At 69.3% G+C, this 13228-nt stretch carries 13 protein-coding genes; 10 read left to right on the top strand and 3 right to left on the bottom strand.

Features of this window, described 5'->3' with window-relative positions:
- Positions 1–27: 27 nt before the first annotated feature.
- Positions 28–435 carry a DUF779 domain-containing protein gene (locus tag AC559T_RS04510; RefSeq protein WP_498867856.1) on the bottom strand — a complete coding sequence of 136 codons (408 nt, stop codon included), beginning with the start codon at positions 433–435 and terminating at the stop codon, positions 28–30.
- A gap of 19 nt (positions 436–454) precedes the next feature.
- On the bottom strand, positions 455–1975 hold the full coding sequence (locus tag AC559T_RS04505) for an aldehyde dehydrogenase family protein (protein WP_498867855.1): 1521 nt from the start codon (positions 1973–1975) through the stop codon (positions 455–457).
- 572 nt (positions 1976–2547) lie between these two features.
- Here AC559T_RS04505 and sqr point away from each other — a divergent pair.
- The 7 genes from sqr (at position 2548) to AC559T_RS04470 (ending at position 9089) form a co-directional block, all read left to right on the top strand.
- Positions 2548–3792 carry a type III sulfide quinone reductase, selenoprotein subtype gene (gene sqr, locus AC559T_RS04500; RefSeq protein ID WP_498867854.1) on the top strand — a complete coding sequence of 415 codons (1245 nt, stop codon included), beginning with the start codon at positions 2548–2550 and terminating at the stop codon, positions 3790–3792.
- A 2-nt stretch (positions 3793–3794) separates the two neighbouring features.
- On the top strand, positions 3795–4109 hold the full coding sequence (locus tag AC559T_RS04495) for a TusE/DsrC/DsvC family sulfur relay protein (RefSeq protein ID WP_498867853.1): 315 nt from the start codon (positions 3795–3797) through the stop codon (positions 4107–4109).
- Positions 4110–4138: 29 nt separating this feature from the next.
- The gene (locus AC559T_RS04490; protein ID WP_498867852.1) at positions 4139–4675 is read left to right on the top strand and encodes a DsrE/DsrF/DrsH-like family protein; all 537 of its coding nucleotides are present in this window, start codon (positions 4139–4141) and stop codon (positions 4673–4675) included.
- A gap of 109 nt (positions 4676–4784) precedes the next feature.
- Complete coding sequence (locus AC559T_RS04485) at positions 4785–5222, top strand: pyridoxamine 5'-phosphate oxidase family protein (RefSeq protein ID WP_498867851.1); 438 nt, start codon at positions 4785–4787, stop codon at positions 5220–5222.
- Positions 5223–5232: 10 nt separating this feature from the next.
- Entirely contained in the window at positions 5233–5607 is a 375-nt protein-coding gene (locus AC559T_RS04480; protein ID WP_498867850.1) for a carboxymuconolactone decarboxylase family protein, read from the top strand.
- Positions 5608–6633: 1026 nt separating this feature from the next.
- Positions 6634–7299 (top strand): LuxR C-terminal-related transcriptional regulator, encoded by a 666-nt coding sequence (locus AC559T_RS04475; RefSeq protein WP_498867849.1) that lies wholly within the window; start codon positions 6634–6636, stop codon positions 7297–7299.
- Positions 7300–7832: 533 nt separating this feature from the next.
- Positions 7833–9089 carry a choice-of-anchor D domain-containing protein gene (locus AC559T_RS04470; protein WP_498867848.1) on the top strand — a complete coding sequence of 419 codons (1257 nt, stop codon included), beginning with the start codon at positions 7833–7835 and terminating at the stop codon, positions 9087–9089.
- A gap of 19 nt (positions 9090–9108) precedes the next feature.
- Here AC559T_RS04470 and AC559T_RS04465 read toward each other — a convergent pair whose 3' ends face one another.
- Positions 9109–10257 (bottom strand): hypothetical protein, encoded by a 1149-nt coding sequence (locus AC559T_RS04465; protein WP_498867847.1) that lies wholly within the window; start codon positions 10255–10257, stop codon positions 9109–9111.
- Positions 10258–10525: 268 nt separating this feature from the next.
- Between AC559T_RS04465 and AC559T_RS04460 the strand changes: the two genes are divergently transcribed.
- From AC559T_RS04460 to AC559T_RS04450, 3 genes are read left to right on the top strand one after another with little or no spacing between them, the layout of a single operon-like run.
- Entirely contained in the window at positions 10526–11464 is a 939-nt protein-coding gene (locus tag AC559T_RS04460; RefSeq protein ID WP_071060338.1) for a zinc-dependent alcohol dehydrogenase, read from the top strand.
- The gene (locus AC559T_RS04455; RefSeq protein WP_112108379.1) at positions 11461–12297 is read left to right on the top strand and encodes an SDR family oxidoreductase; all 837 of its coding nucleotides are present in this window, start codon (positions 11461–11463) and stop codon (positions 12295–12297) included. Before AC559T_RS04460 ends, AC559T_RS04455 begins: the two co-directional genes overlap by 4 nt.
- 46 nt (positions 12298–12343) lie before the next feature.
- On the top strand, positions 12344–13177 hold the full coding sequence (locus tag AC559T_RS04450) for an enoyl-CoA hydratase (protein ID WP_498867846.1): 834 nt from the start codon (positions 12344–12346) through the stop codon (positions 13175–13177).
- The last annotated feature ends 51 nt before the right edge of the window (positions 13178–13228 follow it).

The raw sequence follows: 13228 nt of genomic DNA, 5'->3' as shown, positions 1-13228 counted from the left end.
AACGGCTGCCTGCATGACGTCCTCCGTTCATTGCGGTGTACTGGGTGGCGGTGTACCAGGTGGCTCGGTGGGCTCCGACCGTCGCGGGCAGGCGAGAGCGGCGCTTTCGCGCATGACGAAATGCATTCCCTCGCCGGCGTCGAGGGAGAAGCCGTCCGCGAAGCCGGGCTCGATGTCGAGAACCAGCTCCCCGTGCGGCCAGGCCGCGAGGTGGCGGGCCTCGAGGTAGACCGGGCAGTCGAGAACGTGGCCCAGCAGGATGTCGCCGTCCCCGACCACGAACTCGCCCAGTGGGAAGCACATGGGCGCGCTGCCGTCGCAGCAGCCTGCCGACTGCATGAGCAGTAGCGGACCCCGATCCTCCCGCAGCCGGGCGATGGCTGCCCGGGCCGCGGGAGTGGCGGTGACTCCGGGTACGGAGCGTCGGTCAGACATTCAATGGGCTCCGGATTCCTCAGAAGAGGCCGAGAGCGTTCTCGTCGTAGCTGACGAGCATGTTCTTGGTCTGGCTGTAGTGCTCAAGCATCATCCGGTGGTTTTCCCGTCCGATACCGGACACCTTGTACCCGCCGAACGCGGCTCCCGCCGGGTACTGGTGGTAGCAGTTGACCCAGACCCGGCCGGCCTTGATGCCACGGCCCATCCGGAACTGCCGGCCGCCGTCGCGGGTCCAGACACCGGCGCCGAGCCCGTAGAGCGTGTCATTGGCGATGGCGAGCGCCTCGGCTTCGTCCTTGAACGTGGTCACGGACAGCACCGGACCGAAGATTTCCTCCTGGAAGATCCGCATCCTGTTGTGGCCCTTAAGCAGCGTCGGCTCGAAGAAGTAACCGCCGGCGAGATCCCCGTCCATCTTCGGCCGGTGTCCGCCGGCCAGCAGCTCCGCACCTTCGGCCAGCCCGATGTCCACGTACGACGCGATCTTCGACAGCTGCTGCGCGGAGACCTGCGGGCCGAGCATCGTCGCGGGGTCGAGCGGGTTGCCCTGCCGGATCCGGTGGACCCGCTCCAGCACCCGTGCCATGAACTCGTCGTAGATCGACTCCTGGATCAGCGCCCGGGACGGGGCCGTGCACACCTCGCCCTTGTTGAAGGCGTACAACACCAGGCCCTCGACCGCCTTGTTCAGGAAAGCGTCGTCGGCAGCCATCACGTCCTCGAAGAAGACGTTCGGTGACTTCCCACCTAGTTCCAGGGTGACCGGGATGATGTTCTGTGCGGCGTACTGCATCATCAGCCGGCCGGTCACGGTTTCGCCGGTGAACGCGATCTTCGCGATCCTCGGGCTGGTCGCCAGCGCCCTACCAACCTCGGCGCCAGGACCGTTGACAATGTTGATGACGCCAGGCGGGACGATGTCCTGAATCACCTCGGCGAGCTTCAGGATCGACCACGGTGTCGGCGAAGCGGGCTTTATGACCGAGCAGTTGCCGGCCGCCAGCGCGGGGGCGAGCTTCCACGCCGCCATCAGCAGCGGGAAGTTGAAGGGAATGATCTGGCCGACCACCCCGAGTGGCTCGTGGAAGTGGTAGGCGTAGGTCTTGCTGTCGATCTCCGAGATCGACCCCTCAAGAGTACGCGCAGCCGCGGCGAAGTAACGGAAGTGGTCCGCGGCCAGCGGAATGTCGGCGGCCAGCGTCTCCCGCACTGGCTTGCCGTTCTCCCAGCTCTCCGTAACCGCCAGCATCTCCCGGTTGGCGTCGATCGCGTCGGCGACCGCGTCGAGCACCGCGGACCGCTGCGCCGGGGACGCGGAAGCCCACGGGTCGGCTGCGGCGTGCGCGGCGTCCAAGGCGTCGTCGACATCATCCGGCGTGGACCGCGGAATATCACAGATCGGCTGCGCGGTCGCCGGACTGAGATTCGTCGAGTATTTCCCCACTCGCGGTGGCAGCCATTTCCCGCCGATGAAGTTCTCGTAGCGGTCCGCGACATCGACGATACTACCCGGCTTGCCGGGCGCAACATATATCATGGCAGCCTCCTCGGTCCCACTCTGCCGGCAGTGTATTTTCCGCCGGCAGTGTATTTTCCGGAACATCACTGACCGCGTCTTATGCTTCTCCACCAGCAAGATCTGCTCATGTCGCGTAAGTCCTGACTCGGGGGGTGCGGATAGTCCCGCGCCGGTGTGCCGAAGGGGCTGGTTACCCGTCAGACTCATGGACTTGCCGGTACGCCTCATCCACTGGCTGCTTGTGCTGGATCTCGTCGCCCTGTCCGCCACCGGCTACCTGATCGGGAACCCGGTCATCCTGTCGAGATCGTCACCGGCCTGGTGCTGTGGGGTGCCGAGGGGACCGGCTGGGCCGCCTGGCTCACCGGCTGGCTGCTCCGTGGTCAGCTGGACGACGTGACCATCTGGCCGAAACACCCTGGTCACAGGGCCCCTGTGGCCCTGTCGCCCGGGACTGACGGCCCCTGATCGGGCACGCGTACCGCCCTACTGTCGGGGTAGACAAAAAGTGGGGCGGCTGACATCCGCCAGCCGTGAAAAGGGTGGCTGTCTCCACCGACAGCCCGCGGGGCAGATGTGGGAGGCGTGTCATGAGGCGGCTGTTAGTGCTGGGTGCCGGGACCGCGGGCACGATGGTGGTGAACAAGCTGCGCCGCCGGCTGAGCCGGAAGGAATGGCAGATCACCATCGTCGATCAGAACGATCAGCATGTCTACCAGCCGGGTTTCCTGCTCATCCCGTTCGGCACCTACACGCCGGATGAGGTGGTCAGGCCGCGGCGCCGGTTCATTCCGGCGGGGGTGGATCTGGTGCAGGGTGAGATCGAACGGGTGGAGGCCGCCGAGAACACGGTGCTGTTGGCCGACGGCCGGCACCTCCCGTACGACCAGCTGATTATTGCGACCGGCACCGGACCCCGGCCGGATCAGACTCCGGGGCTGCTCGGCCCACAATGGCGCAAGACGATTCATGAATTCTACAGCCTTGACGGAGCCGTCGCGCTTGCCAGCGCGCTGGAGGGGTTCCACGGCGGGCGGCTGGTGGTGCACATCGTCGACATGCCGATCAAGTGCCCGGTCGCGCCGCTGGAGTTCACCTTCCTCGCGGAGGCATACTTCCGCCGCCGCGGCATGCACGACCAGGTGGAGATCGTTTACGCGACCCCGTTGTCGGGCGCGTTCACCAAGCCGATCGCGTCGGCGCGGCTGGGTTCGATGCTGGACGACCGCAAGATCGCGGTGGAGAGCGATTTCATGGTCGAGCGGATCGATCCGGACGCGAAGACGTTGGTCTCCTACGACGAGCGGGAGATTCCGTTCGACCTGCTGGTCACCGTGCCGCTGAACATGGGCGCCGACTGCATCGCCCGCTCCGGCCTGGGCAACGAACTGAACTACGTGCCGGTGGACAAACACACCCTGCTGTCCAAGACGCATGACAACATCTTCGCGGTCGGCGACGCGGCCGACCTGCCGACATCGAAAGCCGGCTCGGTCGCGCACTTCTCTGCGGACGTCTTCACCAGGAACTTCCTGCGCCACATCGCCGGCGAGCCGATGACGGAGAAGTTCGACGGGCATGCCAACTGCTTCATCGAGTCCGGTGACGGCAAGGGTCTGCTCATCGACTTCAACTACGACACCGAACCGCTGCCCGGCTACTACCCGCTGCCTGTGGTCGGCCCGTTCGGCCTCCTGAAGGAGAGCAGCCGCAACCACTGGGGCAAGCTGGCGTTCCGCTGGATGTACTGGCACCTGCTGCTGCCCGGACGTCCGATCCCGCTGCCGGCGCACATGTCGATGGCCGGCAAGCGTCTGCCCGCAAAGGAGAAGTAACGATGCCTACCACTACTGTCAGCGGCCGTACGGTCCACGTCGACCCGGAAGGCTTCCTCACCGACTATGACGAGTGGGACGAGAACCTCGCCCGGCAGCTCGCCGCGCAGATAGGCATCGGCCTGACCGACGCCCACTGGAAGGCGATCCGTTTCCTGCGCGAGGACTACAAAGCCCAGGGCGAGACCGCGACCATCCGCCGGGTGACGACCCTGGCCGGCATCCCGACCAAGGAGTTGTTCACCCTGTTCCCGAAGAAGCCGGCGAAGAAGATGGCCTACATCGCCGGTCTGCCCAAGCCGCACGGCTGCGTCTGACCACCGGGCCCAGAAGGAAAGGCATCCCCATGACCGTCACTGAAGCCACCTTGGCTGCCACCGAGCCCGCGCCGGCTGCCTTCGTCCCCAATTTCGACGATGACGAGACCGGCCGCAAGCTGGCGATCATCTGCTCCAAGGGAACCCTTGACATGGCCTACCCCGGGCTCGTCCTCGCCAACGCGGCGTTGGGTGAAGGGGTGGAGACCCACCTGTTCTTCACCTTCTGGGGCTTCGACATCATCACCAAGTCCAGGATGCACGACCTGAAGTTCACCCTGCTCGGCAACACCGCGACCCACATGCCCCAGGGCCTGGGCGGCCTGCCCGGTATGACGGCGATGACGACCCACGTGATGAAGAAGCAGATCGCCGAGGTCGGCGTGCCCGAGGTGCCGGAGTTCCTGGAGCAGATCGTCGCCTCCGGCGGACACCTGTGGGCCTGCCGCATGTCGGCCGACATGATGCACCTCGACGAGTCCGATCTGTACGAGGCCGTCGAAGGGATCATCAGTGCCGCCGACTTCATCGAGAAGACCAACGGCGCCCAGCTGCTGTTCATCTGAGGACGCCGCCGAGCCCTCGCCGACCTGATGATCGTGGATGATCCAGATTTCACCTCGAGTCCTATGGTTATCAGATCTGCACGGGGTTGAGACGAGAGGGGTGCGGACCATGAACGGTCGGGCCATCGACCATGCTGGGCTCTCGGTGCTGTCCGTGGCGGAGTGCGCGACGCTGCTCGCGGCCGGCCAGGTGGGACGGGTGGCGTTCCTCGCGGACGGCGAGCCCGAGATCTTCCCCGTGACCTACCTGGTGGACGGGTCCGCGGTGGTGTTCCGCAGCGCGGTCGGCTCGAAACTGTCCGCCGCACTTGAACAGGCCGCCGTCGGCTTCGAGATCGACGGCTTCGACGCGGTACACCGGCACGGGTGGAGCGTCGTCATCAAAGGAACCTGCGAGGAGGTCCAGGATGACGCGTCGCTGTCCCGGCTGGAGGCGACGGGGTTCCGGGCATGGACCGAGACAACCGAGATGACTGGACAGTTCCGCTGGATCCGGATTCGCCCGTACTCCATCACCGGCCGGCAGATCCTCCCTGACACGGCATAAGGAGCAGGAGATGACGACTGCACACGGTAAGGATGTGTTGGATGCGCTGCATCCCGAAGTCCGCCAGCTACGGAAGGCGATCCCGGACGTGTGGGCAGCCTATGCGGACCTGCACCGCCAGACACTTACGGATGGCGCATTGAGTGGGAAGGCCAAGGAGCTCATCGCGCTCGGCATCGCCGTCACCCGGGAGTGCGACGGATGCATCGCCGCGCACGCTCGCGGCGCGGCGCGCGCGGGTGCGTCCTCCCAGGAGGTGGCCGAGGCTCTCGGAGTAGCGCTGCTCATGAACGGGGGTCCGGCCACCGTGTACGGGCCGCGCGCGTTCGCCGCGTTCACCGAATCCAGCAGGACGGAAACGGCTGAACCGTCACCCAGCCGTTGATCTCGCTCTGCTGCTGCTGCTGGTGGTGGTGCTGGTGGTGGTCCTGGTCCGGCAGGTGATGACACCGGCGGAGAACACCAGGCTGCTGGCCCGCGTCCAGGAAAACCAGCGGCAGCGATCCTCGCCGAGCGTGGAGACATGCCCAGTGGGACCGGTGCGGGCGCTGTCCCAGGTGGTTGTTGGCAAGGAGGCCAACGCTGGGCGTTCAGGGGGTCGGGGATGCGCGCCGGTATAGGTGTGATCTTGGTGTGGCTGGTTGTGGGCCCGGCCGGGTTCGGCTGGGAGGTCCGCCGGGTTGACGGGTTGGGTAGACGGCCGGGCTACCTGCCCCCCGGGGGGGATGGTCGGGGCCGGTGGGTGCCGCCCCGACCATCGGACGTCACCCGGATGTGGTGTGCCACCAGCCGGTTGGGGCTGTGCGGCGTCGGCGGGGGTGCCTGGGTAGTGGTGTTTCCGCTGGTAGACGACCTGCTCGCATGGCCTGTGATGGATATCACAAGGCCGGGGACAATCGGGTGGTGGTTCGCATTGTGGTCAATCCGGTCGACCACCGCCACCCCGACCAACTAGAGGCCACTTTCGATCATTGAAAGTGGCCTCTTCGCCGCTCTGGGTGACCATCTGAGCCGCCGGCCCTCCGCCCACCGGACTGAGAAGATTCAACTCATCGGGAATCTCCCCGAGGTCGCCGGAGACAGCCGGGGATTTCGGACGGCTCGAACCGCCGCGGTTGCTCGGAGCCGTACGTAGAGACGTGGCCGGCGGGGCGTGCCGACTTGATTGGGCCCGCGGCGGGTCCGGTAAGACGTGCGATCTCCTTGTGTCAGGTCTGTGACGTTTCGTGGCGGGTCTGGGATGCTGGGGCGGTGCCAAGGGGGACAAGTCGGCTCGTCCATACCGAGTACGGGCGGCTGTGGTGCTCGGTGTTGTGGCCGTCGGCGTGGTCGTCCGGGTCGCCGCGGTCGTCGGCGGGCTGACGGTGGGCGACCGTGCCGGAGGTGGGACGTCCATACGAGCTGTGCTCCCATGCGTGTGACGCCGACCCGGGTCGTCCTGGCGGACGACGCGCCGCTGTTCCGTCAGGCCATCGCCTGGCTGCTGGAGCAGCACGACTTCCAGGTCGTGGGGCAGGTGAGCGACGCCGACGGGCTGCGTAACGCGGTCTCGGCGCTACGCCCCGACATCGCGGTCATCGACATCCGCATGCCTCCCACCGGCCGGCTGGAAGGGCTGGAGAGCGCGGTGGAGCTGCGCGCCCGGCATCCGGACCTCGGGGTGCTGCTGCTCTCGCACTACCTGGAGTCGCATTACCTTCCGGTGCTTTTCGGCGCGAACGCCCGGGGCGTGGGCTATCTACTCAAAGAGCGCGTGACCGGCATCGAGGCGTTCGTCGAGGCCGTTACCCGGGTCGCGGCGGGCGGCTGCGTTCTCGACCCCGAGGTCGTCGACCTGATGATCGCCGCCCGGTCGCGGCGTGATCCCCTGCACACCCTGACCGCCCGCGAACGGGAGGTGCTCGCGCTGATGGCCGAGGGCCGTTCCAACCAGGCGATCGGTGCGCAGCTGGTCCTCACTCCGAAGACGGTCGAATCCCATGTGCGCAGCATTTTCACCCGGCTCGGCCTGGCACTCGAACCGGACGATCACCGGCGGGTTCTCGCGGTGCTCACCTATCTGCGAGCACATCACTGACCGACGTGTTCAGGGCGCGCCGACGACGCGATCAGGCTCGGCTGCCGACTGGCCGTCGAGGTCGGGAAGCTGCAGGACGAGCAGCACGATGTCCGGGATGACGGCGACCGCCGCGGCCAGTCCGGCCCATCCTGTCCGGCGTCACCGACGACCCGGTAGCCGCCGGCCGTCAGGGTGACGCTTGCCAGGGCACAGAAATCCGCGTGGTTATCCGTGAGAAGCGCCGTGGCGGACATTTGTCCGAGGATGCCACTCGAAGCCGGTCCCGGTTTCAGGGCTACCCCTGATGTTGGCCGCTCCCGGAAAGATCAGGCTCATCTTCGTGACCGATCATCCTTCGGGGGAAACAGCGCCCCGTGGGAAAACGGCACCCGCGCCGGTCAGCCGGATCGCCGGCCACATCCGCCGCGGCCGGTCCGGTGAGCCCGGGCCAGCGCGCCACGGGGGGGTGCGCTGGCCCATCGGGCCAGCGTGGTTCCGCGCGCCAAACGCCCGTTCACTCACAGCCGGGGGGCCTTCCAGTGACGTCTCAGGTGAGCATCGATCTCAGGCCGGGCGTACCGAAGGAAGGCGAGACCCGTGCGGTGGCGGCGAAGCCGAGGAGGCGGCGGCGGAAGGATCGTACCGGGTTCACGGCGGTGGCCCGGGCCGGTCGGCGCCGCGCCGCAGGATTTCTGCTGGCGGTCGTTGTTCTAGTCGGCGCCAGTGCCTGCCAGGCCGAATACAAGCCACCGTTCGCGCCCATCGTGTTCGCCATCGATGAGAACGGCAACATCGACGTCAGCGCGAGTCGTGACCTGGTGACCCCGATCGGCACCTTCACGATCAGCGAATCGGTTGCATTGCCGCGGGACGTCCCATCGGACCGAACCCTGATGATCCTTCGTCACAAGGTCGCCGGTGAGCTGAAGGATGCTTGGTTCACGCTGCTGGCCGCGGTGAACCTGCACTTCTCCGTGGACGGGGCGAACCGACTCGTCCCGCAGGCCGAGGAGAACGTCGCGCTGTTGGAGGTGACCGGCCCGGCGACCGGGGTGGTCGCCGAAGCGACAGACGACGACTCCGGTGACCGTTTCGAGTCCGAGCAGGTCGAGGTACTGCCAGAGGTTCCCGAGGACACGGACCCCTCGGCCACACCGGACGACGGCGGGCCGAGCGGCGGGCCGGGTGAGCCGGGCATCGAGGTGACCCCGGAGACGCTGAGTTGCGATGACTCGGGGTGCGCCGGGACCGTGACCGTGGAAAGCACCGGCACCGGCACGCTGCGGGTCACCTCGACCGAGATCATCGGTCCCGACGCCGATGCGTTCTCCGTGGACGCGGGCTGCGAGGCCGAGCTGCCGCCCGGCGGGCAGTGCACCCTCAGCGTCGGCTACGTGCCGCTGGACAGCGGCGAGGCGGCCGTCGCGACGCTGGTCATCCACCAGAATCTCAGCGGTCCCGCCAACGAGGTGAACCTGGAGGGGAGCGCCGGGACGCGGCCCGGCCCGGAGCCCGGCATCGCCGTGACGCCGGAGACGGTGTTCTGCACCAGCTCCGCCTGCCAGCCGGTGACGGTCGAGAGCACCGGCGACGACCCGCTGGCCGTCACGTCCGTCGAGATCGTGGGATCAGACGCCGCCGCGTTCAGCTACACGAGCGACTGCGAGGGCGCGTCCCTGCCGACAGGCGCCCGGTGCGTCGTCACCCCCGAGTACACGCCGCAGGGCGGCACCGATGCGACGGCCACCCTGGTCATCCACCACAATCTCGCCGGGCCCGCGACCGAGGTCACCCTCTCCGCCTCCTGAACCCGTTTCCGCCCTCGGGCTAGCTGATCCGCCCGGCGGGGGGTGGGCACGGGGCCGGTGGCGCATCGGCGAAGCCCGTGGCCCGGTACTCGCCGGTGGAGTCACGGGCAAGGTTCACCCGGATCCGGGACGCGATGCCGATCTGCCCGGTGGGCAGCGACTGCTCCAGGGTCTCCCGCCCGGTCTCGTCCAGACAGCTGTCCACGGCGGCCGCTCCGCCCTCCGGCCCGGCCGAGACCCCGGTGACCAGGAGCCGCAGCGGCCCGCGGACGGACCGGCCCGGGATGGCGCGGTTCTGGTCCAGGATGGTCGTCAGCGTGCCGAAGAAAGATCCGTCGACCTGGTCCAGCAGCGTGCCGAGGGCGGCGCGGTCGCCTTCCTGGGCCCGGGCGAAGGCGTCCCAGAAGGTGAGATGGGCGCGGACCGCGGGGCTGGCGGGGTCCACCCCCGGCCCGGTCGTCATCTGGACGGAGCCCTCGACAACCGGGGCCCCGCCCGCGGCCGGGGCATCCTCCGGGCCCGCGGGCACCGGCGGTGTCCCGGTTCCGCCCCAGGAAACGAAGGGCGTCAGCGCGGTGACGATCTGACGGTCGGTCGGGGCGCTGAACACCTCCGCGCCGCTCCAGGCGACCTTCACCGAGGTCGGGCACCCCGCGGCGGCCGGGTTCACCGGGACGGTGGCGACGACCTGCCCCGTGTGCGCCGCGCGCACCGTGATCCGGTACGAGGTGCGGAAGAACGGCACCTGCTTCTGGCTGCCGATGTCGAAACGGCAGATGACATCGGTGGGTTCGCGGGCGTCCCGCTCGGCGCACGCGACGAGCTGGGTCTGCGCCGGCCGTGCCAGGAAGGCGTCGCGCTCGGGCTGGCCCACGTCTTGGAGCAGCCGGACGGGGAACGTCGACCCGGTGGGGTCGTTTCCCTGATGCTGGCTGAACAATGCCACCGGATGCGGTGCCGGCCCGGTGTAGGGCGGAGCGGAGGTGAGGGCCACGTTCCCGGCGCAGACGTCGTTGAGGGCACCCATGTCGACCGGCCCGTCGACGGCGCGGACCTCGCCGCCGGCCGAGCCGGCGTCGCCCGACGCGCCCCCGCACGCGGCGAGCCCGCAGACCGCCGCAATGGTCAGTGCGGCCACCGAGAGCACCGCCGTCGCCCGTTGCCGCACGTGCGCCCCTTGTCCCGCGGCCGCCGCCGTCGGGTGGGCGACTGTTTCGTCCGGGAAGATCCCCACCATATCGACGGCGCGGCGACGTCTCGCGGTCAGATCCGGCGCCGGAAAGCGGGGCCGGTGGGGAAGCGGCGATACCGTTTCCGCGGCGGGGTGCTGAGAGTACGATTCCGGCGATGAAGAAGCTGTTTCCGCATGGTCAGAACAGCGTTCTGGTGATGCGGGTGACAAGGGCGGATCGAATCGTCACCGTCAGGGAGCTCCCATGAAAGCCGTACGTGCCGGCAACGGCGGCGTCAGCGTCGTCGACCTCGAGGAGCCGCCCGGCTCCGGTGAGGTGTTGAAGATCGCGGCCGCGAGCATCTGTAGCTCCGACCTCCTGTACATCAGATTAGGCAGCCAACGGATCATCGGGCACGAGCTGGCGGGCGTGCGTGAGGACGGGTCGGCGGCGATCGTCGAGGCGATCATGGGCTGCACGGTGTGCGACCTCTGCCGGCAGGGGCGGTACAACCTCTGCGTGCAGCACACGAAGCAGGCCCTCGGCGCGACCGCCGACGGCGGGATAGCCGAGCAGTTCCGCGTGCCCTCGGAGCGGCTCGTCCCGCTCCCGGCCGGCCTCGACGTCCGCGACGCCCCGCTGGTCGAGCCGGCGTCGGTCTCCTGGCACGCCCTGCGGCTCGCCGGCACCGGGCCGAACACCCGGGTCGCCGTCGTCGGGGCCGGTGCGCTGGGCCTGCTCGCCGTCGCCGGTGCGCGGCACCAGGGCGCACCCGAGATCGCCCTCGACGCGCGTCACCCCCACCAGGCCGAGGCCGGGGAGCGGCTCGGCGCGACGCTCGCCCACGACGGGCTCTACGACGTCGTCGTGGAGGCCGCCGGCTCGGACAGCGGCCTCGACCGCGCGATCGATCTCGTCGCCCCCGGTGGCACGGTGGTCTGCGTGGGGGTCCAGCTGGCAGCCAAGGTCGGGGTCAACTGGAGCCCGCTGTTCCACCGCGAGGGGCGGCTCATCCCCTCCATGGGCTACTGCGCCCATGAGAACGGTCGGGAGATGGAGGACGCGGCGGCCATGCTCGCCAAGGACCCCGAGATCACCCGGACGCTGATCACCCACCGGTTCCCGATCGCCGACGCCGCCGAGGCGTTCCGGGTCGCCGCCGACCGCAAGGCCGGCGCGCTGCGGGTGGTGATCGAGCCGTGAGCACCGTGGGCATCGTGACGGGGGCCGGCCGCGGCATGGGCCTGGCCTGCGCCCACCGGCTCGTCGACCTGGTGGACGTCCTGCTCCTGGTGGACCGCGACCCCGCCGTCGCCGGAGTGGTCGGCGAGCTCACCAAGGCCGGTTCGGCCACCGTCGAGCCGTTCGTCCTGGACATCACCGACGTCGACGGCGTGGAGCGGCTCGCCGCCCGGGTCGCCGAGCTCGGCACGCTGCGCGCCGTCGCCCACGCGGCCGGGATCTCCCCGACCATGGCCGACTGGCGGCGCATCTTCGCCGTCGACCTGGTCGCCACGGCGCAGCTGGCGCAGGCGCTGCGGCCGCTCACCACGGCCGGCACGGCGTCGGTCTACTTCGCCTCGATGGCGCCGATCCTGGCGATCGGTGAACCCCACCCGACCGCCGACGCCGCGCTGGACGACCCGCTCGCCCCGGACCTCCTCGACCGGATCCACGCCGCGCTCGGCGCCACGGTCGAGGACTCGGGCTGGGCCTACTCGTGGGCCAAGCGGGGGGTGCAGCGCTTCGCCCAGCAGGAGGCCGTCCGGGTCGGGCCGCTCGGCGGCCGGGTCTGCTCCCTCTCCCCGGGGATCATCGACACGCCGCAGGGCAAGCAGGAGGCGGCGGAGCACAGCTCCATGCAGGCGCTCGTCGAACGGACCCCGGTCGGCCGCATCGGGCAGTCCGAGGACGTCGCCGACGTGGTCGCCTTCCTCCTGTCGGACCAGGCGCGCTTCGTCAGCGGCATCGACCTCCTCGTGGACGGCGGGGTCGCGGCGGCCGTGCGTGGGCCGGCCGCCGCTGCCGTGAGGTAGCGGGACACCGCCCGAGCCGGTGGATCCTTGACCCGATGGTGAATCCATGAACTACGGAAGCGGGGTGGCGGTGGTGGGCGAGAGCGAGCCCGTCGTCGTAGTCGAGACCGCGGACCGCGTCACGACGGTGACGCTCAACCGGCCCGCCGCGCGCAACGCGCTCAGCCGGGCGCTCACGCACGCGCTGTGGGACGCCGTCGCCGCGGCCGGGGATGATCCCGGCGTCGACGCGGTGATCCTGACCGGCACCGATCCCGCGTTCTGCGCCGGGGTCGATCTCAAGGAGGTCTCGGGCGAGGTGCCGCCCTCCGCCGTCCCGCGCGGGCCGGGGGAGGGGCCCGAGCGGTACGACAACGGGCTGTTCCGGTTCCTGCCCGTCATCGACAAGCCGGTCATCGGAGCCGTCAACGGCGTGGCCGTGACGGGAGGCCTCGAGCTGGCCCTGCAGTGCACGTTCCTGGTGGCCTCGGAGCGCGCCCTGTTCGCCGACACCCACGCCCGGCTCGGGATCATGCCGGGCGGCGGGGCCACAGTCCTGCTGGCGCGGTCGATCGGGCTGCGCCGGGCCGTCGAGATGTCGTTGACCGGCAACTTCCTGACCGCGGCGGAGGCGCTGCGGCTCGGCCTGGTCAACCACGTCGTGCCGCACGACGAGCTGCTGGGGTGCGCGCGGCGGCTGGCCGGCGACATCGTGAGCAACGACGGGCAGAGCGTTCGCCGGCTGCTGCTGCACTACCGGCAGCTGGCGAACACGGCGACCCTCGACGAGGCGCACCTGGCCGAAGGGCTCATGGCCGAGATGTGGCGGCCCGGAACCAGCCACGTCGCCGCCCGGCGCACCGACGTCACCCAGCGCGGCCGCCAGCAGACCCGCGCCTGACCCGGTCCGCGGTCACCGCGACAGCGATCCGGCACCCGGCGATCCGGCCCC

This window comes from Frankia sp. Hr75.2, assembly GCF_949319125.1.
Taxonomy (GTDB): Bacteria; Actinomycetota; Actinomycetes; order Frankiales; family Frankiaceae; genus Parafrankia; species Parafrankia soli.
The sequence above is the reverse complement of the archived record's forward strand: the minus strand, read 5'-3'. Positions and strand labels throughout refer to the sequence as shown.

What these genes read in the sequence shown, in the direction of transcription:
- AC559T_RS04510 (WP_498867856.1), bottom strand. Translation starts at nt 435, where the DNA reads ATGTCTGACCGACGCTCCGTACCCGGAGTCACCGCCACTCCCGCGGCC.
- AC559T_RS04505 (WP_498867855.1), bottom strand. Translation starts at nt 1,975, where the DNA reads ATGATATATGTTGCGCCCGGCAAGCCGGGTAGTATCGTCGATGTCGCG.
- sqr (WP_498867854.1), top strand. Translation starts at nt 2,548, where the DNA reads ATGAGGCGGCTGTTAGTGCTGGGTGCCGGGACCGCGGGCACGATGGTG.
- AC559T_RS04495 (WP_498867853.1), top strand. Translation starts at nt 3,795, where the DNA reads ATGCCTACCACTACTGTCAGCGGCCGTACGGTCCACGTCGACCCGGAA.
- AC559T_RS04490 (WP_498867852.1), top strand. Translation starts at nt 4,139, where the DNA reads ATGACCGTCACTGAAGCCACCTTGGCTGCCACCGAGCCCGCGCCGGCT.
- AC559T_RS04485 (WP_498867851.1), top strand. Translation starts at nt 4,785, where the DNA reads ATGAACGGTCGGGCCATCGACCATGCTGGGCTCTCGGTGCTGTCCGTG.
- AC559T_RS04480 (WP_498867850.1), top strand. Translation starts at nt 5,233, where the DNA reads ATGACGACTGCACACGGTAAGGATGTGTTGGATGCGCTGCATCCCGAA.
- AC559T_RS04475 (WP_498867849.1), top strand. Translation starts at nt 6,634, where the DNA reads ATGCGTGTGACGCCGACCCGGGTCGTCCTGGCGGACGACGCGCCGCTG.
- AC559T_RS04460 (WP_071060338.1), top strand. Translation starts at nt 10,526, where the DNA reads ATGAAAGCCGTACGTGCCGGCAACGGCGGCGTCAGCGTCGTCGACCTC.
- AC559T_RS04450 (WP_498867846.1), top strand. Translation starts at nt 12,344, where the DNA reads ATGAACTACGGAAGCGGGGTGGCGGTGGTGGGCGAGAGCGAGCCCGTC.